This is a genomic window from Sphingomonas sp. (assembly GCF_036387595.1).
GTDB lineage: Bacteria > Pseudomonadota > Alphaproteobacteria > Sphingomonadales > Sphingomonadaceae > Sphingomonas.
Genome location: NZ_DASVTL010000028.1, coordinates 1 through 21,864, shown reverse-complemented (window position 1 = coordinate 21,864; position 21,864 = coordinate 1). Strand labels below are relative to the sequence as shown.

Annotated in this window: 19 protein-coding genes, 1 tRNA gene and 1 CRISPR repeat array; of the genes, 2 read left to right on the top strand and 18 right to left on the bottom strand. The window is 67.1% G+C overall.

Annotated elements, in window-relative coordinates:
• Positions 1-176: 176 nt before the first annotated feature.
• Positions 177-1,599: direct repeats of the CRISPR family, unit length 36 nt; unit sequence GTTGCCGTTGGACCGCGATCTCTGAGCGGCTATGGT.
• A 73-nt stretch (positions 1,600-1,672) separates the two neighbouring features.
• From cas2 to VF643_RS01205, 15 genes are all read right to left on the bottom strand, one after another.
• Complete coding sequence (cas2, locus tag VF643_RS01275; RefSeq protein WP_331041548.1) at positions 1,673-2,011, bottom strand: CRISPR-associated endonuclease Cas2; 339 nt, start codon at positions 2,009-2,011, stop codon at positions 1,673-1,675.
• The gene (cas1, locus tag VF643_RS01270; RefSeq protein WP_331041547.1) at positions 2,008-2,937 is read right to left on the bottom strand and encodes a type II CRISPR-associated endonuclease Cas1; all 930 of its coding nucleotides are present in this window, start codon (positions 2,935-2,937) and stop codon (positions 2,008-2,010) included. Before cas1 ends, cas2 begins: the two co-directional genes overlap by 4 nt.
• Before the next feature lie 7 nt (positions 2,938-2,944).
• Positions 2,945-6,322 (bottom strand): type II CRISPR RNA-guided endonuclease Cas9, encoded by a 3,378-nt coding sequence (gene cas9 / locus VF643_RS01265; protein WP_331041546.1) that lies wholly within the window; start codon positions 6,320-6,322, stop codon positions 2,945-2,947.
• A gap of 217 nt (positions 6,323-6,539) precedes the next feature.
• A tRNA-Arg gene (locus VF643_RS01260) sits at positions 6,540-6,616 on the bottom strand.
• Between the two features lie 45 nt (positions 6,617-6,661).
• Entirely contained in the window at positions 6,662-7,021 is a 360-nt protein-coding gene (locus tag VF643_RS01255) for a hypothetical protein (RefSeq protein WP_331041545.1), read from the bottom strand.
• Between the two features lie 2 nt (positions 7,022-7,023).
• Positions 7,024-7,671 (bottom strand): endonuclease III, encoded by a 648-nt coding sequence (gene nth / locus VF643_RS01250; protein ID WP_331041544.1) that lies wholly within the window; start codon positions 7,669-7,671, stop codon positions 7,024-7,026.
• Entirely contained in the window at positions 7,668-8,414 is a 747-nt protein-coding gene (gene dapB / locus VF643_RS01245) for a 4-hydroxy-tetrahydrodipicolinate reductase (protein WP_331041543.1), read from the bottom strand. The genes nth and dapB overlap by 4 nt, the downstream gene beginning before the upstream one ends.
• Before the next feature lie 47 nt (positions 8,415-8,461).
• Complete coding sequence (locus tag VF643_RS01240) at positions 8,462-8,869, bottom strand: hypothetical protein (RefSeq protein ID WP_331041542.1); 408 nt, start codon at positions 8,867-8,869, stop codon at positions 8,462-8,464.
• Between the two features lie 79 nt (positions 8,870-8,948).
• Entirely contained in the window at positions 8,949-10,259 is a 1,311-nt protein-coding gene (gene miaB, locus VF643_RS01235) for a tRNA (N6-isopentenyl adenosine(37)-C2)-methylthiotransferase MiaB (RefSeq protein ID WP_331041541.1), read from the bottom strand.
• Between the two features lie 58 nt (positions 10,260-10,317).
• On the bottom strand, positions 10,318-11,040 hold the full coding sequence (locus tag VF643_RS01230; RefSeq protein ID WP_331041540.1) for a lysophospholipid acyltransferase family protein: 723 nt from the start codon (positions 11,038-11,040) through the stop codon (positions 10,318-10,320).
• Positions 11,041-11,060: 20 nt separating this feature from the next.
• Positions 11,061-11,483, bottom strand: a complete 423-nt coding sequence (locus tag VF643_RS01225; protein ID WP_331041539.1) for a Fur family transcriptional regulator — start codon at positions 11,481-11,483, stop codon at positions 11,061-11,063.
• Positions 11,484-11,570: 87 nt separating this feature from the next.
• A complete protein-coding gene (locus tag VF643_RS01220; RefSeq protein WP_331041538.1) occupies positions 11,571-12,041 on the bottom strand; it encodes a GNAT family N-acetyltransferase in 471 nt (156 codons plus the stop codon).
• Positions 12,041-12,652 carry a tRNA (adenosine(37)-N6)-threonylcarbamoyltransferase complex dimerization subunit type 1 TsaB gene (gene tsaB, locus VF643_RS01215; protein ID WP_331041537.1) on the bottom strand — a complete coding sequence of 204 codons (612 nt, stop codon included), beginning with the start codon at positions 12,650-12,652 and terminating at the stop codon, positions 12,041-12,043. The genes VF643_RS01220 and tsaB overlap by 1 nt, the downstream gene beginning before the upstream one ends.
• Before the next feature lie 3 nt (positions 12,653-12,655).
• Entirely contained in the window at positions 12,656-13,243 is a 588-nt protein-coding gene (locus tag VF643_RS01210; RefSeq protein WP_331041536.1) for a malonic semialdehyde reductase, read from the bottom strand.
• A complete protein-coding gene (locus VF643_RS01205; protein ID WP_331041535.1) occupies positions 13,243-13,818 on the bottom strand; it encodes a NifU family protein in 576 nt (191 codons plus the stop codon). The genes VF643_RS01210 and VF643_RS01205 overlap by 1 nt, the downstream gene beginning before the upstream one ends.
• 83 nt (positions 13,819-13,901) lie before the next feature.
• On the opposite strand from VF643_RS01205, the gene VF643_RS01200 reads away from it, so the two are divergent.
• Positions 13,902-16,784 (top strand): M16 family metallopeptidase, encoded by a 2,883-nt coding sequence (locus VF643_RS01200; RefSeq protein WP_331041534.1) that lies wholly within the window; start codon positions 13,902-13,904, stop codon positions 16,782-16,784.
• A gap of 31 nt (positions 16,785-16,815) precedes the next feature.
• On the opposite strand, the gene VF643_RS01195 is transcribed toward VF643_RS01200, so the two are convergent.
• From VF643_RS01195 to VF643_RS01185, 3 genes are all read right to left on the bottom strand, one after another.
• A complete protein-coding gene (locus tag VF643_RS01195) occupies positions 16,816-17,766 on the bottom strand; it encodes an NAD(P)H-dependent glycerol-3-phosphate dehydrogenase (protein WP_331041533.1) in 951 nt (316 codons plus the stop codon).
• On the bottom strand, positions 17,766-19,697 hold the full coding sequence (acs, locus tag VF643_RS01190) for an acetate--CoA ligase (protein WP_331041532.1): 1,932 nt from the start codon (positions 19,695-19,697) through the stop codon (positions 17,766-17,768). The genes VF643_RS01195 and acs overlap by 1 nt, the downstream gene beginning before the upstream one ends.
• 137 nt (positions 19,698-19,834) lie before the next feature.
• Complete coding sequence (locus VF643_RS01185; protein WP_331041531.1) at positions 19,835-21,208, bottom strand: helix-turn-helix domain-containing protein; 1,374 nt, start codon at positions 21,206-21,208, stop codon at positions 19,835-19,837.
• Positions 21,209-21,318: 110 nt separating this feature from the next.
• Between VF643_RS01185 and VF643_RS01180 the strand changes: the two genes are divergently transcribed.
• A partial coding sequence (locus VF643_RS01180) for a carboxyl transferase domain-containing protein (RefSeq protein ID WP_331041530.1) occupies positions 21,319-21,864 on the top strand: 546 nt, incomplete at its 3' end.

Here is a 21,864-nt window from a genome sequence, read left to right as displayed (position 1 = left end):
GCCGACGCCCGCACTCGTCGCTTGACCGCAGGACACCCGATCACGTCTACTTCAACCGGCCGCTTCTCGCAGCGGCATGAAACCGGCGGACGCTCCACTTAGCAATCGCGCCGAGCTGTGCAGATGAACCGAGCCACCTCTCTGGTCTGCTCCGCAAAGTGGCGGACGAACGGCTCGTTGCCGTTGGACCGCGATCTCTGAGCGGCTATGGTGACGCCGGCGCAGATGCTGATGGTACGTACGTTGCCGTTGGACCGCGATCTCTGAGCGGCTATGGTCTTCGCGGGCCGCATGGCCTACCTCATGTAGTTGCCGTTGGACCGCGATCTCTGAGCGGCTATGGTACAGTCGATCGAGGAGTTTAACGCGGATTTGTTGCCGTTGGACCGCGATCTCTGAGCGGCTATGGTGCACTTCACCCACTCATGGACACACTGGCAGTTGCCGTTGGACCGCGATCTCTGAGCGGCTATGGTAAGACGGTCGAGGGCGTGAAGTTCTGGTATGTTGCCGTTGGACCGCGATCTCTGAGCGGCTATGGTCCACGAAACGTCAAGGCCAAGCGCTTGCAGGTTGCCGTTGGACCGCGATCTCTGAGCGGCTATGGTGTTGTGCAGACGTGGAGCCAGCGGAGGTGTGTTGCCGTTGGACCGCGATCTCTGAGCGGCTATGGTTGGGGCACGTCATCCCAGTCGATCTGAATTGTTGCCGTTGGACCGCGATCTCTGAGCGGCTATGGTGGCCGCGATCCGCGACACGACGCGCGAACAGTTGCCGTTGGACCGCGATCTCTGAGCGGCTATGGTCGCCGCCGACAGCATCAAGTCGAGGATCGAGTTGCCGTTGGACCGCGATCTCTGAGCGGCTATGGTTGGGAGAATCTAGTCGCCATGGACGACGAGGTTGCCGTTGGACCGCGATCTCTGAGCGGCTATGGTGGATCATGATCTGCGCGCAATGATCGATCCGTTGCCGTTGGACCGCGATCTCTGAGCGGCTATGGTAACCCCCCGATTGACGAACAGATCGTCATTGTTGCCGTTGGACCGCGATCTCTGAGCGGCTATGGTCGGCCAAGCCGCGGTCGCGGTCAGCGGCTCGTTGCCGTTGGACCGCGATCTCTGAGCGGCTATGGTATGGTCTATGCGCTTGGCCCGTCCCCTGACGTTGCCGTTGGACCGCGATCTCTGAGCGGCTATGGTCGCCCAGTCGTGCAGCGGTCGATCCTTGTAGTTGCCGTTGGACCGCGATCTCTGAGCGGCTATGGTACGCCGACCGATGAGCAAGCCGCGTTGGTTGTTGCCGTTGGACCGCGATCTCTGAGCGGCTATGGTTGACGCCGCTCACGCCGAATAGACGGATGCGTTGCCGTTGGACCGCGATCTCTGAGCGGCTATGGTCTGCGCCTTCAAGCGCGGCTTCGGTCATCGGGTTGCCGTTGGACCGCGATCTCTGAGCGGCTATGGTACGCGAGCGGTAGCGCCGCGTGCCGTCACGGTTGCCGTTGGACCGCGATCTCTGAGCGGCTATGGTCGCGTCGGGCGACATGCACGAGGCGCTCGAGTTGCCGTTGGACCGCGATCTCTGAGCGGCTATGGTCGATGTGTTGCTATCTTGTTGTTCGGCAACGAGATAGTAGCACATCCACCGCCACCAAATGCCGAGCGAGTCATCAGAATAACGCCAGCTGATCGGGGTTTTTACGGGTGCGTCTGCGGCGCTGGCCGGAAAATCGGACGATGTTCTCATATTGCCGGTCAGTGAAGCACAGGATGTGCACGTCACCCGAATCGGGTAGGTGCGATTCGATGCGGCGCTGATACGCCTCGACGTGTTCCTTGCCGTTGCAAAAGCGGGCATAGACCGAGAATTGGCTCTTTTCGAACCCCTCGTCGAGCAGATATTCGCGGAACTTGGTCGCGGCCCGGGCCTGGGCCTTGGTGGTGACCGGCAGGTCGAACATGACGAAGATCCACATCAGGCGATAGCCACTGAGCTGCGTGGCGGTCACGGATCGACCAGGAGCGCGGCCAGGCCGGCAAGCTCCAGTACCGAAGGTGGCGCGGGCAGCCACAGGTCGGTCGCACGGCCGCTCTGGAAGGCGCCGGCCAGCGTCTGCGCCACTCGCGCCACTGCATTGGCCAGCGTCGTCGTGCCCGCTTCGCCGGTCAGATCAAGCGCGATCAGCCGGGCGAAGGCTCGTTTTGCCTCCGGATTCACCGCAACGATGCCGGCTGCAATGAGGCGAAGCGCAAGGAGATCGACAAGCGGGCGGAACGGTTCGATCACGTCGTCCGCCAGCGCAAAGGGATTGCCACGATTGGCGTGGTGTACGCCGATCGAGGGATGAAGCCCGGCCGCCACCACCGCACGCGCGCATAGTGAGCGCAGGATGGCATAGCCGTAGTTCAGCAGCGCATTCGTGCCCGCGGCGTCGCGGTTGCGGCGGAAGTCCTCGCCCATCAGCAGCGGCCAATACCGGCGCGCTGCCTGTGCCTCGACATTGTCGGGATCGCCGGAGCCGACGCGCCGCGCCAGGAGGTCGAAGGGCGCGTGCGGCTTGCCGGTGGATGCCAGTGCGGCCCCCTGCCAGCGGATCTTGGAGACGATGATGCGGCGCCAGAGCTGCTTTGCAAGCGGTCGCCCGGCTTCCCATTGCGCACGCATCCGGCCATTTTGGGCATGATGGCCGTCGATGGGCAGGCAGACCGCGACGGGCGAATGGTTGGCGCCGCACAGCAGCAGGATCGCGCCCCGTTCGGCGAGCGCAACGACGAGGTTCGTTGACCACGTGACCCCGTGCGCGTGGACGATCACCGCGGCGACATCGTCGAGCGGCACGCGGCCGACCTCGACGCGGTCTTCGGCGACGATCATGAAGCCGCGGTGCGCCGACAGGTGGCGGCCGTCGATGACGATGTCGACGATCCGCTCCATCCTGCCGCTATGCCGCCGCTTTGGGGCGGGTAGGACGGCGGCGGGTGCGGGCCGGGAAGCCGGGGTCGCGCACACGGCCGATCTCGTCGATGCCCACCTTGCGCGCACGCAGTTTTTTCAAGCCGCCGCACGTCGGCGAGAAGTTCTTGTACGGGTCGTCAGGAGACTTGTTTCTGTCGTCCAATTTGCCTGCTTCGTTATGAGCGACCAGCCTGACCTGCCCGTTCTGCCAGAATTGCGTAACAAGCATGATTTCCCGGACGCCAACCTGCCGTTCGATCGCGATCATGTCACCCTGCATGAGGCTGAGCACGTACTTCGCTGCAGGATGGGGACGTGCGAGTTCGCCAGGTTGATGCGCATCGAACATCGACACCACGCTTGATCGGATGACGCCTTCGCAATCCTTCCAGGTCGTGATCCACTTGCCGTCCGGCATTTCCCAAACGTCGTAGCGATAGTTGGAGCCGCCCTTATAGCCCTTGTAGATCCGCCCTTCGCGGTCGCGGATGGGAATGACGGACAATGGCTCGGTCACACGCACACGGCGCACGCCGCGGAATTGCAGGGGGCCGGTCCCGGAGAACGCGGCCAGCGCCTGGTCCAGCGCCTTGCCGTCGAGCCCGTCGATCCACTTGTGGAGTTCTGCGCGCAAATCGGGGTCGCGGATCGTGGGGATGTCGGCGGGCTTGATGCTGCCCAGCGGCTTGCGGCGGACGACGATGGTGTTGCCCTTGGCATCTGTCGCGCCGGTCAGGCCATAGGCGGTATCGTTGTGGAGCCTCCCCGCGGTCGAACTGTTCCCATGTCCCGCGGTGCCGTGATCGGCCCGGTGGCTGACGGTGATCGCTCGCACTGTCTCGGATACCGCATCGCGGAAGCCTTCCCAAGGCGCGGGGATCTTGATCCGCTCGCGACCCTCCTGTCCCTCCAGCCCAGAGGCGCGCGCTATGGCATTCAGCATGCCGCGGTCGACTATCGCGATCACGATTGCATCGATCGCATGGTGGCGGTGGTCGAGGCGGTTCTTGGGCTGGTCGGCGCCGCCGGCGAAGTTGTGATCGGGTAGCAGATCGTTGAGCCCCAGCTTGCGGCGGACCATTTCGGTCAGCCGGCCGGGGGACACCCACACCTTGCTGCTGCCTTCGCCGCTGCCGGGGTAGAGCGACGACAGATATTCACGCGCCAGCCGCGAGAGATATTGGGTATCGACGAGCTGGCGCGCCAGAAAGCCGCCGTCTTCCTTGTGCCGCTCCATCGCGTCGGGTTCGAAGCGGCTACGCTTGCCGCGCGGCAGGCGCGCAGCGCGGGCGGCGATGTCTTCCCACTGGTCGGTATGCCCCCATGTCTCGAAGGGCGAACGCTTGCGCTTGAGGCGATTCGCTTCGCGGATACACACCAGCTTGTTGCCGTTGCTGTCGTCCAGCGTCGCCTGGAACGGCAGGATATGATCGACCTCGACCTCGCCCGAGAATAGCATCGTCGGCGAGATCACCTGCCCGGTGTAGATGCACTGCCGCCCGAGTGCGTTGCCATCCAGTTCCTCCCACAGCTTTAGCAGCGCGCGATTGGCGCCGGTATCCGGCTGGCCGATCTCCAGCAGCTTGCGCGAACGCATTTCGGCGGCGAGCCGATTTTCGTTGTTCTCGCGGTTGCGCTTCTTCTTCTCCTCGTCCGTCAGCTTGAGCTCACGGGCGAGTTCGACCGCGATCTCGGCGGGCGGGCCGAAGCGTTCGATGAGGCGGTTGACGGTGCGGCGGAGCTGGTTCAGCCCGATATGCACCGTCGGATTCGTCAGCCTGCCGATCCGTTTTTCATCCGGATCGGAGGCATTTCCGGTGCCTGGCAGCAAGTGGCGTTCAAGGACGGTGCCGTAATAAGGCAGCGAGTCGTGAATTTCGCCGGTGCGGAAGTCGCTGTGATGGCGTCCTGAGCCTAGCGCGGTCACCGCTTCGCTATAAACGACGACGCGGCCCTGCGAGTCGCGCTCGAAGGTGAGCGCTTCGATCAGCCCGCGGGTGGCGGTTTCGCCGAAGCGGCCATGGCCCTGCGGCAGACGGGCGGCGGACACCGCTTTCGCCTGTTCCTGGGTGAACAGATAGGTGTCGACGATCCAGGCGCGGAAAGCAGCGACGTCTTCGTCGCTCTGCGCCGCTTCCAATTTCGACACGACGGTCCATTGTTCGTCGGGCGACAGATGCTGCCACCGCGTCCCGAACCGCGTCTTCGCCCCCATCACCGCGGCGACCTCATCGCCCTTCAGCTTGGTACGGTTCTCGCTCTCCTTGTTGAACCTGGCGTCGGGATCGAGCCGCAGCGTCTTGCGTAGGCTCTCGAAGCTGACCTCGTTCTTGTCCTTGAGTTTGAGGACCAGCAGGTCGCGCTGTTCCGGAGTCAGCCGCTCGGCAATTTCGCCTGCGCGGACGATCTTGAGCGCGTTCACCTCCTCCAGCAGGCGGCGGCGCTGGAACAGGGGGTGCGCCTTGGCCAGCCGGGTCTCGCCGGAACCGAAGGTGCAGGTGCCGACGACGGGTGCCTTGAGCGGGCGCTGGTGGAAGACGATCTCGTAGAGACGGTCGTGCACCTCCCGGGTCAGGACGCCGAGGCGATGCGGCGCCTGGACGGTCCAGATCGCGTCGAACTCCTCCTCCAGGAGCGCGCGATCGGGATAGAAGTCGTAGCCGGTGCCCTTGGCGTCGGCGCCGTCCTCCGGGCGAAGCCGCGTGCGGACCGAACGGCCGTCGGGATGGTCTTCGGTGGGCTGGCGGCGCTCGTGCAGCCACTTGCCGAACGTCCAGCTGCCTGGTTCGGCATCGCAGGCTGCTTCATCTTCGGCGATCTTCTCACGAAGTCTGCCGATACCGATTGCGATCTTGCCCGCATCCTCATCGGGCTTGTCGGTCTTGCGGTTGGATTTGAACCCTCGGCGCTGGTTGAGGTGCCATATCGCACGGCCAAGCAGGGGCAGGGGCAGCGCCTCGTCCAGCGCACGCGCGCGCAGGGCAAACGGGTCTTCGCGCTCCAGCGCCTTGCGCTCCGCGACGTCGGCGGGGAACAGGCCATCGGCGACAAGATACTTCATCAGCGCGCGCTGCCGCTGCTGCAAACGGTCCCGCCGCCGCCGCATCGCGCGTGCATCACGCCGATCGACGGCGAGCGAGGCGCCCGACTTGGGATCGCGCCCGTCGCTGAAGATGCGAGACCCTGCGGCAAGGATGCCGTCCGGCTCGCGCCGGGTGTCTTGCCGGTCGGCAACGTCGTCCGTTGTCGCGAGTGGCTTCAGCCGAAGCGCGGCCCACCCGAGCGAGTTCGTTCCGAGATCGAGGCCCAGGCGCCAGTCCATCATCATCCCCCTTGTCGGCAGATTTGCCGGATGGGGGATCATCGCAATCAGGAACGAATCCGCAATGGTTGAAATTCACCCGCCCTGGGCAATGACGACTTGACTGCGTCTATTGGCGAAGTAAGTTGGTGCCTCAGAGATCGTGGTCTGGCGGTTAACAAGTGTCAGATACGCACCAGATAAGGCCAGCGCCACGGCGCTGGCCTTTTTGCTTTGCGGCATGAAGCGACGCGGGACTACGCGGCTTGTTCGATAAAGCTGGTGCACCCGACTGGATTCGAACCAGTGGCCTCTGCCTTCGGAGGGCAGCGCTCTATCCAGCTGAGCTACGGGTGCCTGGGGCAAGCGCCTAGCAAAGCCGGGCGCGGGGCGCCAGTCGATTCAGCGGGTGAGCGTCACGGGCTGGAACTGGCCGAGGCCGCAGCTGGCGCCGCGCATGAGCGGTGCGGTGGTCAGGACGGTAATGATGTCGGTCGAGCACAGTTGCGACAGGCTGGTGGCATAGCCAAAGCGGCGTTCGAAGCCGAGGCTGGGGCAGCTTTGCGGGAGGACGTTGCGATAGATACGCTTGCCGCGCGTAACGAAGTCGATCGTGCGGTCGTCGCGGACCAAGGTCTGACGAATGCCCGACCGGGGAATGCAACTTTGCGGCTTGCCCGCGGGCGTGGCGGCGGGGGTGCGGCGATCGGCAGCGGGTGCGGCCGCGGCAACGATCCCGATTGTGAGCAGGGCCAAACGCATCTTCAGCATCCTTGAGGTGGCGGAGTCTTGGGCTGAAACGCACAAAGGTCCGCGACGATGCACCGCCAACATTCGGGACGCCGGGCCTTGCAGGTGTAGCGGCCGTGCAGGATCAGCCAGTGATGCGCATGTCGGCGAAAGGGCCGGGGGGTCGCCTGGTCCAGCGCGAGTTCGACAGCCAGCGGGGTCTTGCCCGGCGCCAGACGGGTGCGGTTGCAAACGCGAAAGATGTGCGTGTCGACCGCAAAAGTCTCCGCGTCGAATGCGACGTTCATCACCACGTTCGCGGTCTTGCGGCCGACGCCGGGCAGGCGCTCGAGCGCCTCGCGATTATGCGGCACTTGGCCGCCATATTCGTCGACCAGCATCCGCGACAGCGCGATGATGTTTCTCGCCTTGGTATTGAAGAGGCCGATCGTCTTGATATGCGCTTTCAGTCCCTCCTCGCCGAGGGCCAGCATCTTCTCGGGCGTGTCGGCGATCTCGAAGAGCCGGGCGGTGACCTTGTTGACCCCCACGTCGGTTGACTGGGCGGACAGGGCGACGGCGACGACGAGCGTATAGGCATTGCAATAGGCGAGCTCGGTCTGCGGATGCGGGTCCGCCTCGGCAAGGCGGGCGTAAAATTCGACGACGTCCGCGCGCTTCACAGCCCCAGCACGTCGCCCATCCGGTAGCGGCCCGCGGGGCGGCCGACCAGCCACAGCGCGGCGCGCACCGCACCCTTGGCGAAGATCGAGCGGTCGTCGCCGCGGTGGACGAGTTCGATCCGCTCGCCGTCGCCGGCAAAGACGACCTGGTGATCGCCGATCACCGACCCGCCGCGCAGCGACGCAAAGCCGATCGTGCCCTCGCTGCGGGCGCCGATCAGCCCCGCGCGGCTGTCGACGCGGACTTCGCCGAGCGTGGTGCCGCGCCCTGCCGCCGCGGCTTCGCCGAGCAGGATCGCGGTGCCGGAGGGCGCATCGACCTTGTGCCGGTGGTGCATCTCCGCGATTTCGATGTCCCAGTCGGCGCCGAGCCGCGCTGCCGCCTCGCGCACCAAGATGCCGAGCAGCGTGACGCCGAGCGAAGTATTGCCGGTCTGCAGCACCGCGACATCGGCCGCGGCGGCGTCGATCAGCGCCTGCGCCTGCGCATTCAGGCCGGTCGTGCCGACGACGATCGGAGTGCCAGCGTCGCGCGCCGCCGTCAGGTGGGCTGCCAGCGCCGACGGTACGGAGAAATCCACGACGACATCCGCGGCCCTTGCCAACGGGGCGGGATCGTCGCCTGCGTCGACGCCCCCGGCGAGCAACGCACCCTCGATCGCGATGGCATCGGTGATCGCGCGGCCCATGCGGCCAGCACTGCCGTAGATGCCGATCGCGGTGGCGTTGTTACGGTCCGTCATCACGTCCCCTTCGCATAGCTTGGTTGCCGGCAACAGGGGGCGCGCGATCAGGCGCTGTCTTGCGCGTCCGCAAAGGCGCTACCGCGGTCGGCAGCGAGGCTGGGGGCGGGACCGGTCGCCGGGCGAAGGGATTCGCGCAGTTCGGGTGGCACCGGCGCGGTCGGATCGGGGCGGAACGCGTCGGGCGCGCGGCTGTGCGGGCCGGGCGGCGGGGCATCGGGCGCAAGATCGGGGACGGCGTGTTCGGCCGGGTTGGAGGGCGCAGCAGTCGCTGGGTCGGCAGCGTCCGAAACGACTCCCTCCGGCTTCGCGGGCGGCCGACGGAGGAGAATTGCGATCAGCGCCGCACCGACGCCGATCGCGGCTGCGCCCGCCGAGAGCAGGTTCACCCCCAAGTTGCGCGTATGGGGCTTGGTCGGTTGCTTGCGGCGGGTGGCCATGATCTGCCTCGTCATGTCGGAATGAATGTCGCGGCGTCAACACCCCTGGCGGCAGGGTCGTTCCCGGCAGCCGGTCAGATGATCCGACCTTCTATCAAATCGGGCGCCGTTCGCCCGTCAGCGAGTTCGGCCCGGCCGCGGTGAGCGTCACCTCGACCAGATCGCCCACCGCCAAGTCGCCCATCACATGGACCGATTGCAGCCAGGGTGATTTGCCCAGCATCTGGCCGGACAGCTTGCCCCTGCGCTCGATCAGCACGGGGCAGGTGCTGCCGACGCTTGCGGCATTGAAGACGTGCTGGTCGCGGTTGAGCGCGGCCTGTAGCCGCTGGAGACGATCGTCCATGACGTCGGCGGGAATCTGTCCAGCCAGCGTTGCGGCGGGGGTGCCCGGCCGTGGGCTGTATTTGAAGCTGAACGCTTGGGCATAGCCGGCGGAATCGACCAGGCTAAGCGTCTCGGCGAATTCCGCGTCGGTTTCCCCGGGGAAACCCACGATGAAGTCGCCCGACAGCGCGATGTCGGGGCGCGCCGCACGCACGCGCTCGATCAGTCGCAGATAGGAATCGCGGGTGTGCGCGCGGTTCATCGCCTTCAACACCCGGTCGCTTCCCGATTGCACGGGCAGGTGGAGGAAGGGCATCAGCGATTCCACGTCGCGGTGCGCGTCGATCAGCCCCTGACTCATGTCGTTGGGGTGGCTGGTGGTGTAGCGGATACGCGCCAGCCCGGGCACGCGGTCCAGCGCACGGATGAGGTCGTGCAGGCCGCGATCCTCCATGCGCCATGCGTTGACGTTCTGCCCGAGCAGCGTGATCTCTCGCGCGCCGGCATCGACCAGCCCCTTCGCTTCGTCGACGATCGCGGCGAAGGGGCGGCTGACCTCCGCGCCGCGGGTGTAGGGGACGACGCAATAGGTGCAGAACTTGTCGCATCCCTCTTGGACGGTCTGGAAGGCGCTGGGCGACACGCGGCGGCGCGGCGGAAGATGACCGAACTTGGTCAGCGCCGGCAGATCGGTGTCGAGCGCCGCCTGGCCGGTTGCCGCCTGAGCCACGAGCGTGGGGAGGTTGTGATATGCCTGCGGGCCGACCACGACATCGACGTTGGCGCGGCGGACGATCTCCTCCCCCTCGGCCTGCGCCACGCAGCCGGCAACCGCGATCATCGGCGTGCGACCGTGGTTGCGCAGCTGGTCCTTGCGGAGCCGGCCGATGTCCGAATAGACCTTTTCGGTGGCCTTTTCGCGGATATGGCAGGTGTTGAGGACGACCAGATCGGCCACGTCCGCCTCGGCCGCGACCATGCCCTGCGCACCCATCAATTCGGCCATGCGCTCACCGTCATAGACGTTCATCTGGCAGCCGAACGACTTGATGTGAAAGGTTTGCGGGGCGGGCTTCATCGGCGCGCGTATAGCGGGGGTGGGACGATCTTCCAATTCCTCCGCTTGGTCGGGGAGATTACAGGGTTTCCATCCGTCTGCGCGCTTCCGCAGCAATCTCCTTGCGGTTCCCGCACCCGGCGGGGTCGAAGGGTTCGGCGAAGTGCAGCGTGACGTCGAACGTGTCGGATCGGCTCAGAACGCGGGTCGCATGTGCCGCGCCAGTCTCGTCACCTACCCAGGCGATCTCATCGGTAGCAGCGCCATAGTCGATCCGTACGGGCTGCACCCGTACCCCCGGCGGCGGCGGATCGAGTGCGCCAAGCAGAGCCGCTTTGAACGGGAGCAGCGTGTGGCCATCCCCGGTGGTGCCTTCGGGAAAGATCGTCACCGGGTGTTCGCCCGCCAGCGCACTGCGCAGGCGGGCGACCTGGCCGGCCACGTCCATCCGGCTGCCGCGTGCGACAAAGACGGTGTGGTTCAGCGTGCAGAGCCAGCCGATCAACGGCACGGCGCGCAATTCGGATTTTGCGACGAAGGCGCTGCCCGTGCTGCCTGCCAGGACGACAATGTCGGTCCAGCTGATGTGGTTGGACACGAGCACCACGTTGCGGGCCAGCGGCCGGCCCCGGACCGTGACCCGCGCGCCGACGAGCCGCGCGACGCGACCAAGGAAGCGCCGCGGCCAGGGGGAGGGGCGTCCGGCGGCCCGCCACAGGCCATGGAGCACGAGCCCGCCCGCCAAGGTGCCGGCCAGCATCGCCAATCGGAGCGAGCCGCGCGCGTTCAATCTGCGGCTCATACCTTGCGGCAATCCGCGGCTCAAACCTTGCGGTCGATCGCCACCCCGTAGAGTTCCATCCGGTGATCGACCAGGCGGAAGCCGAGCTTTTCCGCGATCGCCTTCTGGAGCTGTTCGAGCTCGGGATCGACAAATTCGATCACCTTGCCGGTTTCCACGTCGATCAGGTGATCGTGATGCGCTTCGGGTGCCGGTTCGTAACGCGCGCGTCCGTCTCCGAAGTCGTGACGGTCGAGGATACCGGCCTCCTCGAACAGGCGAACGGTGCGATAGACGGTGGCGATCGAGATGCCGGGGTCGACCGCCGAGGCACGCGCGTAGACCTTCTCGACATCGGGGTGGTCGTCGGCATCGGACAGGACGCGCGCGATGACGCGGCGCTGCTCGGTGATGCGCAGGCCCTTTTGATTGCAGAGGGCCTCAAGGTCGATGTTGCGCGGCATGGTACGATGTCCCCGTTCGCGACCCGTGTAGCGCGTCGGCGCTGTTGCGAAAAGAGCAACCGACTCGCAATAAGCCCGGCCCCGGCGTCAGCCGAGCGTCTTGGCATAGGTATGGGCGTCGAACGATTGGCCGACATTGCCGCGGTAATAGCCGCGGCGTTCGCCCACCTGAGCAAAGCCGCGGCCGGTATACAGGCGCACAGCGGCGTTTCCGGCGCGGACCTCCAGATGGATTTTGCGCACCCCGCGCGTGGTGCAATCCGCCTCCACCGCACGCAGCAGCGCGCCACCGATACCGGTTCGACGGCGAACCGGATCGACCGCGATCAGCAGCAATTCCGCTTCATCGAGGATCGCGCGGACCATCGCGAACCCCAAAGGAATACCGTCGATCGTCGCCAGCGTGAGGCGGATGCCGGGCATTGCGAGGACGCCGAGCGTCTGGCTGCGGGTCCAGGCTTCGCCGAACTTCGGGTCGAAGGCGGCGGCCATGACCCGATCGACCGCGTCGATGTCGCGCCCATCGGCCTGGCGAAGCTCGATGGTCCGCGTGGCCATCAGGCGGGCAGTTTCGCATCCGGCGCGCGGCCGTAGATTGGCGTCGGGGCAAGGCTGGTGAGCGCGGGGGGCAGGAGCATGACGTCGGCGGCGTTCGGCAGCGCGTTCCGCGCGTCGGCATCGGGATCGACGCCGAGCAGGCGCGCGGCGCCGTTGCCGATCGCGGGTATGCCCGCGCGGGCGACGAGCGCGGCATCGGGACGGAGCGAGACGAGCGGCGTGCGCGCGTCGAGGGTCGCGGCGAATATCTGCATGAACACCTCACCGTGCCCGCCTTCGACGACCACGGCAAGCACCTCGCAAGGACGCGCGCGAAACCCCGCCGCTGCGATCAGCGCGAGCGAGGAATAGCCGTGGACCGGCACGTTCCAGCCAAGCCCCAGGCCGCGCGCGGCGGCGATGCCGACGCGCAATCCCGTGAAACTGCCGGGGCCGCAATCCACCAGGATCGCATCGGCTCGACCGCCGCCGGGAAGGTCCGCGATCATCGGCACGAGTTGTTCGGCATGGCCGCGGCCGACGACCGCATGGGCTTGTGCCACGAGCGCGCCGTCCTCGATCAGCGCGACGGAACAGGCCGCGGTCGCGGTGTCGATGACGAGCGTCCGCACGCGTCAGGCGATGCGGTTGAAGCGCTCGAACCCAGGCCGGGGGAGGCGTTCGTACACGCTCGCCGGATCGCCGTGGCCGAGCGTGGAGATGAAATTGGTCCGCACCGACGGCGTGTCCGCGAAGAACGCCGCATCGACCTTGCCACCGTCGAATCCGGACATCGGCCCCGTATCCAGTCCGAGCGCGCGCGCCGCCATGATGAAATAGGCGCCCTGGAGCGACGAGTTGCGGAAGGCGGATGCCTCACGCAATTCGCGATTGCCCTCGAACCAGCTCTTGGCGTTCGCGTGTGGAAAGAGTTCGGGCAGATATTCGTGGAACTCGGTATCCATGCCAATGACGACCGATACGGGTGCGTTCATGATCTTGGGCGCGTTCTGTGCGGAGCAAGCTGCTGCCAACGCTTCCTTGGCCTCCTGCGAGACGCACCAGACGAGACGCGCGGGAAGCTGGTTGGCCGAGGTCGGCCCCATCTTCATCACATCCCAGATCGCGTGAAGATCGGCCTCGGCGACCGGTTCGGCGGTATAGCCGTTGTACGAGCGCGCGTGGAGAAATAGCTGGTCGAGTGCCGCCTGGTCGATCCGCATCAGACAGCCCTCACTTCGGTGACCTCGGGTACGTAGTGGCGGAGCAACTGCTCGATGCCCTGCTTCAGCGTCGCGCTGGACGACGGGCAGCCGGCGCATGCGCCCTGCATGCGCAGGTAGACCTTGCCCTTGTCGAAGCCGCGATAGACGATGTCGCCGCCATCGTTGGCAACCGCGGGGCGGACGCGAGTGTCGATCAGTTCGCGGATTTGAGCGATGATGTCGGCATCGGCGGGGTCATCGGTGGCGACATCCTCGTCGGGGGCCACGGAGAAACCGGCGGTGCCCATGGCGCGGAACAGCGGCATGCGCGCCGCGAAATGATCGTGGAGGATCGCCAGCACATCGGGCTTGAGACTGGTCCAGGCGACTCCGGGCGCGGCGGTGACCGACACGAATTCGCGGCCGAAGAACACGCCGGTGACATCGCCGAGCGCGAAGATCGCCTCTGCCAGCGGGCTGGCTTCGGCTTCCTCGGGCGTCGCGAAATCGCGGGTGCCGGCGTCCATCACCGGCTCACCGGGCAGGAACTTCAGCGTCGCAGGGTTGGGCGTGGGTTCTGTCTCTATCAGCATGACGTGCATGTGGCGCGGGATGGGCCGGGGATCAAGCGCGCGTGGGCTGGCGGTACGGCGTATGCGCCGCTACGTACTCGGCCATGACGTTCCTGCCGCGCGCGTTCGGCGCCTCGCTCCTCCTATCCCTCATGGTCGCGGTCGGCCCCACGGTCGCCCAGCAGACTGCGCCGGTTGCAGCCTCGGCGGATGCACCGCTGCCGGGGCTGCCCGGCGTCGACCAGTCGGCCTGGCTCTACAAGGGCAGCGACCTTGTCCGCGATCCTGAGTGGAGGTTCGGCACCCTGCCCAACGGACTGCGCTATGCGGTGCGGCGCAACGGGGTGCCGCCGGGGCAGGTGGCGGTGCGGGTGCGGATCGACGCAGGCTCGTTGCACGAGACGGACGACGAGCGCGGCTTTGCGCATTTCATCGAGCATCTGTCGTTCCGCGGGTCCGAATATGTGCCCGACAGCCAGGCCAAGCGGATCTGGCAGCGGTTCGGCGCGACCTTCGGGTCCGATTCGAATGCGCAGACCACGCCGGTCTCCACGACCTACAAGCTCGACCTGCCGTCCGCGACCGAGCCCGGACTCGACGAGAGCATGAAGATTCTCAGCGGCATGATGGACCGGCCCGCGATCACCGACGCGGCGATTGCCGCCGAGCGCCCGGTGGTGCTCGCCGAGCAGCGCGAGCAGCCGGGACCGCAGGTGCGCTTCGGCGATGCGCTGCGCAGCACGTTCTTTGCCGGCCAGCCGCTGGCGGATCGTTCCCCGATCGGCACCGTCAAGACGCTGGAGGCGGCAACCGCGGCGAGCGTGCGCGCTTTTCACGATCGCTGGTATCGCCCCGAGCGCACGACCGTGGTCGTGTCAGGCGACATGGACCCGGCGGTCTTCGCGCGCCTGATCGTCAAGAACTTCGGCGCCTGGAAGGGGGTCGGCGCCAACCCCGCCGACCCCGATTTCGGCAAGCCCGATCCGACCAAGCCGGTTTCGGGAGTCGTCGTCGAACCCGGCCTGCCGCCGCTGGCCGCGATGGCGGTGATCCGGCCTTGGCGGTTCAACGAGGACACGGTACTCTTCAATCAGAAACGCATGGTCGACACGCTGGCGGCGCGGCTCATCAGCCGGCGGCTGGAGCAGCGCGCGCGCGGTGGCGGCAGCTTCATCCAGGCGGGCGTGTCGGTGGACGACGTGTCGCGGTCGGCGAACGTCACCAGCGTCAATATCGTGCCCGTCGGAGACAATTGGGAAGCGGCGCTGAAGGACGTGCGCGCGGTGATCGCCGACGCCACCGCCCAGCCCCCGACCCAAGCCGAAGTGGACCGCGAATACGCCGATTTCGACACGATCCTGCGCACGAGCGTCGAGACGGCCCGGGTCGAGGCGGGCGCGCGTCAGGCCGACGACATGGGCGAGGCACTGGACATTCGCGAGACGGTGACAACCCCCGAAGTGTCCTATGCGATCCTGACGAGCGCGCATAACAAGGGCATGTTCACGCCCGCCGCGATCCTGGCGTCGACGCGCAAGATCTTCGAGGGCGATGCGACACGGGCATTGCTCAACATCCGCGCGCCCGATCCGACGGTGACGACCAGACTGGCCGCAGCGCTTAAGGCCGATGTGACGGGGCTTGCGGGCAAGCGGCGGGCACAGAAAGCGGTGACCTTCGCGCAATTGCCGGCGCTGGGCACGCCGGGGAAGGTCGTTTCGCGCGTGCCCAACCCCAAGCTGGATATCGAGCAGGTCGCGTTTTCCAACGGCGTGCGGGCGCTGGTCTTTCCGAGCACCTCCGAAACGGGTCGCGTCTATGTCCGGGTGCGCTTCGGTGGCGGCTACAATGCCCTGCCCGCCAATCGCGCGAGTGCCGCCTGGGCGGGGCCGCTGGCGCTGGTGCAGAGCGGCATCGGCAAGCTGAACCAGGGCGATCTCGATCAGCTGGTCGCGGGGCGGCGCATCGGGATCGACTTCGGGGTGACCGACGACGCCTTCGTGCTCGCGGCGCTGACCTCGCCGGCCGACCTTGAGGATCAGTTGAAACTGCTGGCGGCCAAGCTGAGCGCGCCGGGGTGGGACGCCGCGCCGATCGCGCGGGCGAAGGCGGTCGCACTGGCGGGCTATGACGGCTACGATCAGTCGCCCGACGGCGTGTTGTCACGCGATCTCGAAGGGCTGCTGCGTGACGGCGACCCCCGCTTCGGCTTGCCGAGCCGCGCGCAGATCGCGGCGACGACGCCGAAGACCTTCAGGGCCTTGTGGGAGCCGCTGCTGGCATCGGGGCCGATCGAAGTCTCCGTCTTTGGCAACGTCGGCGCGGACCAGGCGGTGGCGGCGATTGCCAAGACCTTCGGCGCGTTGAAGCCGCGCCGCGCGGACACGCGGGCAGCGCCGTTGCGCTTTCCGGCGCATGTCACGGCGCCGGTGGTGCGCACCCACAAGGGCGCGGACAACCAGGCGGCGGCGGTGATTGCCTGGCCGACCGGCGGCGGGGCTGATGGTATCGCCGAGAGCCGGCGGCTGGACGTACTCGCGCAGGTGTTCGGCGATCGACTGTTTGACCGGCTGCGTTCGGAAGCAGGCGCCAGCTACACCCCCAGCGTCCAGAGCCAATGGCCGGTGGGGCTTGCCGGCGGCGGTCGGCTGATCGCGATCGGGCAGGTGTCGCCCGACAAGGTAGAGATGTTCTTCAAGCTGGCACGCGAGATCGCAGCGGACCTGGCGACCAAGCCGATCGACGCGGACGAGTTCAAACGGACGATGCTGCCCTACACCCAGTCGATCATCCGCGCGTCCAGCGGCAACCAGTTCTGGCTGCGCGAACTGGCAGGCGGCGCCTACGACCCGCGGCGGATCGCGGCGACCGAGCGGCTGGGCGACGAACTGCGCGCCATGACGCCGCAAGCGCTGCAGGCCACCGCGGCGAAGTATCTGCGGCCCGAGTTGGACTGGACGTTGAAGGTGGTGCCGCAGAAGAAGTGATGCTCCCCTCCCCGGAAGGGAGGGGAGCGCGTCAGCGCAGCCCGAACGTCTCGAAGATCGCGGTCGGCGGCTTGCGCGCCGCCAGCACGTTTGCGACGGTGTGGAGCAGCGGCGTGTGTATCCCCGCCAGATGCGCCTCGATCGCCGCCACCGCGCGCACGCCCTCGGCCAGGAAATCGGAGCGGCTGGTATCCAGCGGGATGCCCTTGCCGATCATCAGCCCCAGCGTGCGGTTGCGGCTGGTGTCGCACAGGCCGGTCAGCAGGGTGTCGCCGATGCCCGCAAAGCTGGTGACGACGCCTTCATCATAGCCCAGGCCTAGCAGGATGGTGCGCAGTTCGCGCACGACCAAAGTGGCGGCCATGTAGATCGTGTTTTCGGACGGGCCTGTGGAGCCGACCAGCCCGAGCGCGATCGCATAGACGTTCTTCAACGCGCTCGCGATGTCGATCGCGTCGGCGGAATCGGTGCGGTCGAAGACGATCGGCGCCTTGTCGAACAGCGCGATGACCGCATCGGCGCAAGCCGGCATGCCGCCGCAGCTGAGCCCGGACCATTCGCCCAGGAACAGCGGCCGCGCGAATGTCGGGCCTTTCAGCGCGGTGTAGCGGACCTGCGGCGCGACCTGGCGGAACAGTTCGGCGAAGGTGAAATGCGTCGCGTGGAGGCCCTTCACGAGGTTGACGACCAGCGCGTCCGGGTGCGCCTGCGCGATCATGCGCGCGTAATCGTCCATGACGCGGGCCGGAAAGGCGAGGAACAGCGCGTCGGAATCTGCGACTTCGGCAAATTGGGTGGTGACGGTCATGCCGGGCGGCAGATGCTGGCCCGGGAAATAGCGTGCGTTCTGGTTCGTGGTCCTGATCGCCTCCGCCTGTTCGGCCGTGCGGCACAGCATCGCCACGTCGTGCCCGGCGCGCGCGAGCACCGCGCCGACCGCGGTGCCGAACGCGCCCGCCCCCAGCATCGCAACGCGCGCCATCAGACCACGCGGTTCTTGACGAGGTCGTCGACCACCGCGGGATCGGCGAGGGTCGAGGTATCGCCGAGCGCACCCGTGTCGCCCTCCGCGATCTTACGCAGGATGCGGCGCATGATCTTGCCGCTGCGGGTCTTCGGCAGGCCGGGCGCGTGCTGGAGCGCGTCGGGGGTGGCGACGGGTCCGATCTCGCGGCGGACCCAGTCCTTCAGTTCCCTGGCGAGATGCTCGCCCCATTCGATGCCGGCGTTGAGGGTTACATAGGCGTAGATGCCCTGGCCCTTCACGTCGTGCGGCATGCCGACGACCGCGGCTTCGGCGACATGGGGGTGGAGGACGAGCGCGCTCTCGACCTCGGCGGTGCCCATGCGGTGGCCGCTGACGTTGATGACGTCGTCGACGCGCCCGGTGATCCAATAATAACCGTCGGCATCGCGGCGGCAGCCGTCGCCCGTGAAATAGGTGCCGGGATAGGTGGTGAAATAGGTCTGGAAGAAGCGCTCGTGATCGCCCCAGACGGTACGCATCTGGCCGGGCCAACTGCGGGTGACGACGAGATTGCCCTCCGCCGCGCCGCCCAGCAAGGTGCCCTTCTCGTCTACCAGTTCGGGGAAGACGCCGGGCAGCGGCCGGGTCGCCGAGCCGGGTTTCAGCGCAGTCGCGCCGGGGAGGGGCGCGATCATCGCCCCGCCGGTCTCGGTCTGCCACCAGGTGTCGATGACCGGGCAGCGGCCTTCGCCGACGATATGGTGATACCAGCGCCATGCCTCGGGGTTGATCGGCTCGCCGACGGTGCCGAGGAGCCTGAGGCTGGCGCGGTCGGTGGCGGTGACGTATGCGTCGCCTTCCTTCATCAGCGCGCGCAGCGCGGTGGGGGCGGTGAAGAGCGTGTTGACCTGGTGGCGACCGACGATCTGCCAGATGCGGCTGGCGTCGGGCCAGGACGGCAGGCCTTCGAACATCAGCGTCGTCGCGCCGTTGGCGAGCGGGCCGTAGAGGATGTAGCTGTGCCCGGTGACCCAGCCGATATCGGCGGCGCACCACCAGACGTCGCCGGGGCGATAGTCGAAGCACAGTTCGTGGGTCAGGCTGGCCCAGAGCAGATAGCCGGCGGTGGTGTGGAGCACGCCCTTGGGCTTGCCGGTGCTTCCCGAAGTGTAGAGGATGAACAGCGGGTCTTCGGCGTCCATCGGTTCGGGCGGGCAGTCGGCGGAAACGGCAGCGGCGGCATCGTGATACCAGATGTCGCGATCGTTCATGGACACGTCGCCGCCCGTTGCCCGAACGACGATCACGCGTTCAAGGGTGGGCGCGCGTTCGGCGGCGGCATCGACATTGGCTTTCAGCGGGATGCGCTTGCCACCGCGACGGCCCTCATCGGCGGTGACGACGAGTCTCGACCCGCAATCCTCGATCCGCCCCGACAAGGCTTCCGGAGAAAAGCCGCCGAACACGACGGAGTGGATGGCACCGACCCGCGCGCAGGCCAGCACGGCGAAGGCGGCCTCGGGGATCATCGGCATGTAGATCGTGATGCGGTCGCCCTTCACGGAGCCTTGCGCCTTCAGGACGTTGGCAAAGCGACAGACCTCGGCATGAAGTTCGGAGTAGGTGAAGCGGCGCGGTTGCTCGGCGGGATCGTCGGGTTCCCAGATCAGCGCGACGGTGTCGCCGCGTTCGGCGAGATGCCGGTCGAGGCAATTGGCACTCGCATTGAGCCGGCCATCGGCGAACCAGCGGACGTGGAAATCGTCCTTGTCGAACGACCAGTCGCCGGCGACGGTGGGCGCGCGCATCCAGTCGAGGCGCTTGGCCTGGGCGAGCCAGAAGGCGTCGGGCTGGTCGCGGGCGGCGGCGCACATCGCGTCATAGCCCGCGGCATCGACCCGCGCGGTGGCGGCCCATTCGGCGGGGACGGGGTAGGTGTCGGACATAAGCGCTCTCCTGGGAACGCTATTGCGCGCGGGAGGCGGTGGCGCGCAAGCCGGGGCACGGATTTGGTGTGTAAGATGTGCAGGACAGGGAAGCCGGTGCGGGGTTCTTCTCCCCTCTCTTTCAGGGAGGGGAGCGTCTAGACGATCCGATACGGCACTACCCGCCGCACGTCGGCGTCGATCGCGATGGCGCGGTCGGCGGGGGGGAAGGCGCGCTGGTCGCAATCGTCGCGGGGGCACAGACGGCACGACGGCCCGATGCCGACCGGCCGAGCGGTGCGGTCGATCGCGTCGGCATAGACGAAGTCGGCGGCGTGGTTCGCCTCGCAACCCAGCAGGACAGCGTAGCGGCGGGGGCGGCGGGTGAAGCTGCCCGATGGCTTGACCAGCCCCTTGGCCATCGAGACGTAGCGGATTCCGTCCGGGGTCTCCGAATGCTGGACGAGGATGCGGTCTGGAATGGCCACCGCTTCGTGGACGATCCACAAGGGGCAGGCGCCGCCGAAGCGCGCGAACTGCATGCGGGTGGCGGAATGGCGCTTGGTGATGTTGCCCGCCATGTCGACGCGGCAGAAATAGAAGGGCACGCCCTCGGCGCCCGGCCGCTGGAGCGTGGACAGGCGGTGGCAGGCCTGTTCGAAGCTCACCCCGAACCGGCGCGACAGCCGGTCGATGTCGTGGCGGGTCGCACGCGCCGCGGCCCGGAACGCATCATAGGGCATGACGAGCGCGCCCGCTGCGTAATTGGCCAGCCCGACGCGCAGCAGACGGCGGGTTTCCTCGCCCTGCGTGGCGGCGGCCGCGACGATATTCTCGATGATGTCGGCAAAGGCGATCGCGGCAAGCCGGTGTGCGATGAGAAAGCGGCGGCTTTCGAACGGCAGTGCGGCGTTGAGGATCAGCGCATGCGGGGCGACGCGCAAGAGTGGGGCGTCCTCTTCGGTGTCGAGGCGCACCTCCTCGCCGCGGGCCGCCAAAGCGTGGGCCATTCCTTCCTCGCCCGCGAACCCGGCCGCCAGCGCTTCGGCGGCGCGATCCAGCGGATCGACGTAATTCCCGGCCGCATGGAACCAGTCGCGTACCGCTTCCCAGGGCAGGCGGGCGGCGGCGCCGACGCTCATCGTCTCCTCGGCGATGCCCAGGCGTTCTTCGGCGGCGCGCTTGGCGGCGTGGAGCGCGACGATGCGATCGGCGATTTCGGGGCGCTCCTCGGCCAGCTTGGCGAGCATGTCGTGTGGCGGGGCGGGTGGCAGACCGGGATCGGACAGCGCATCGGCCAGTGCGGCCAGTCTTTGGGCAGGCCCGGCGCCCTCGATCGCGGCGAGCGCGGCCGGGTGGCGGCGGCCGAGTGCCGCGGCAACCGCCGGGGTCAGCGGGCGCTCGCCGCCTTCCAACTGCGAGAGGTAGCTGACCGAAATGCCGAGCCGTTCGGCGAACGCGCGCTGATTGAGCCCGGCGTCGCGGCGCGCGGCGCGGAGCTGTTCGCCAGCGAAGATACGGGAGCGGACCATACCCATCGCGTAGTTCGCAGAAGAAGTTTTCGCAACTTCGCAACTTCGCATTTGCACGGGAGCGCTGCGCGCGGCAGGGGAGCGGCGCAGCGTCCGCGGGAGGATTGCCAATGTCGTCTACCATCGCAATGCTGGAGGCGAAACGGAGTGCTGCACGCGCAGGGGGCGGCGACCGGCGGGTCGCCGCCCAACACGCCAAGGGCAAGCTGACCGCCCGTGAGCGGCTGGACGTTCTGCTCGACCAGGATTCGTTCGAGGAACTCGACATGTTCGTCGAGCATAATTGCGTCGATTTCGGCATGGAGGCGCAGCGCTTCCCCGGCGACGGCGTGGTTACCGGATCGGGGACGATCAACGGGCGGCTGGTGTTCGTCTTTTCGCAGGATTTCACCGTGTTCGGCGGGTCTCTGTCCGAACGCCATGCCCAGAAGATCTGCAAGATCATGGACATGGCGATGAAGGTCGGCGCGCCGGTCATCGGGCTGAACGATTCGGGCGGTGCGCGCATCCAGGAGGGCGTGGCGTCGCTGGGCGGCTATGCCGAGGTGTTCCAGCGCAACGTGCTGGCCAGCGGGGTCGTGCCGCAGCTGTCGCTCATCATGGGGCCGTGCGCGGGTGGTGCGGTGTATTCGCCGGCGATGACCGACTTCATCTTC

Coding starts and splice junctions, on each gene's coding strand:
- cas1 (WP_331041547.1), bottom strand. CDS start 2,937: ATGGAGCGGATCGTCGACATCGTCATCGACGGCCGCCACCTGTCGGCG.
- cas9 (WP_331041546.1), bottom strand. CDS start 6,322: ATGATCCCCCATCCGGCAAATCTGCCGACAAGGGGGATGATGATGGAC.
- VF643_RS01255 (WP_331041545.1), bottom strand. CDS start 7,021: ATGCGTTTGGCCCTGCTCACAATCGGGATCGTTGCCGCGGCCGCACCC.
- dapB (WP_331041543.1), bottom strand. CDS start 8,414: ATGACGGACCGTAACAACGCCACCGCGATCGGCATCTACGGCAGTGCT.
- VF643_RS01240 (WP_331041542.1), bottom strand. CDS start 8,869: ATGACGAGGCAGATCATGGCCACCCGCCGCAAGCAACCGACCAAGCCC.
- miaB (WP_331041541.1), bottom strand. CDS start 10,259: ATGAAGCCCGCCCCGCAAACCTTTCACATCAAGTCGTTCGGCTGCCAG.
- VF643_RS01230 (WP_331041540.1), bottom strand. CDS start 11,040: ATGAGCCGCAGATTGAACGCGCGCGGCTCGCTCCGATTGGCGATGCTG.
- VF643_RS01225 (WP_331041539.1), bottom strand. CDS start 11,483: ATGCCGCGCAACATCGACCTTGAGGCCCTCTGCAATCAAAAGGGCCTG.
- VF643_RS01220 (WP_331041538.1), bottom strand. CDS start 12,041: ATGGCCACGCGGACCATCGAGCTTCGCCAGGCCGATGGGCGCGACATC.
- VF643_RS01210 (WP_331041536.1), bottom strand. CDS start 13,243: ATGCGGATCGACCAGGCGGCACTCGACCAGCTATTTCTCCACGCGCGC.
- VF643_RS01205 (WP_331041535.1), bottom strand. CDS start 13,818: ATGCTGATAGAGACAGAACCCACGCCCAACCCTGCGACGCTGAAGTTC.
- VF643_RS01200 (WP_331041534.1), top strand. CDS start 13,902: ATGACGTTCCTGCCGCGCGCGTTCGGCGCCTCGCTCCTCCTATCCCTC.
- VF643_RS01195 (WP_331041533.1), bottom strand. CDS start 17,766: ATGGCGCGCGTTGCGATGCTGGGGGCGGGCGCGTTCGGCACCGCGGTC.
- acs (WP_331041532.1), bottom strand. CDS start 19,697: ATGTCCGACACCTACCCCGTCCCCGCCGAATGGGCCGCCACCGCGCGG.
- VF643_RS01185 (WP_331041531.1), bottom strand. CDS start 21,208: ATGGTCCGCTCCCGTATCTTCGCTGGCGAACAGCTCCGCGCCGCGCGC.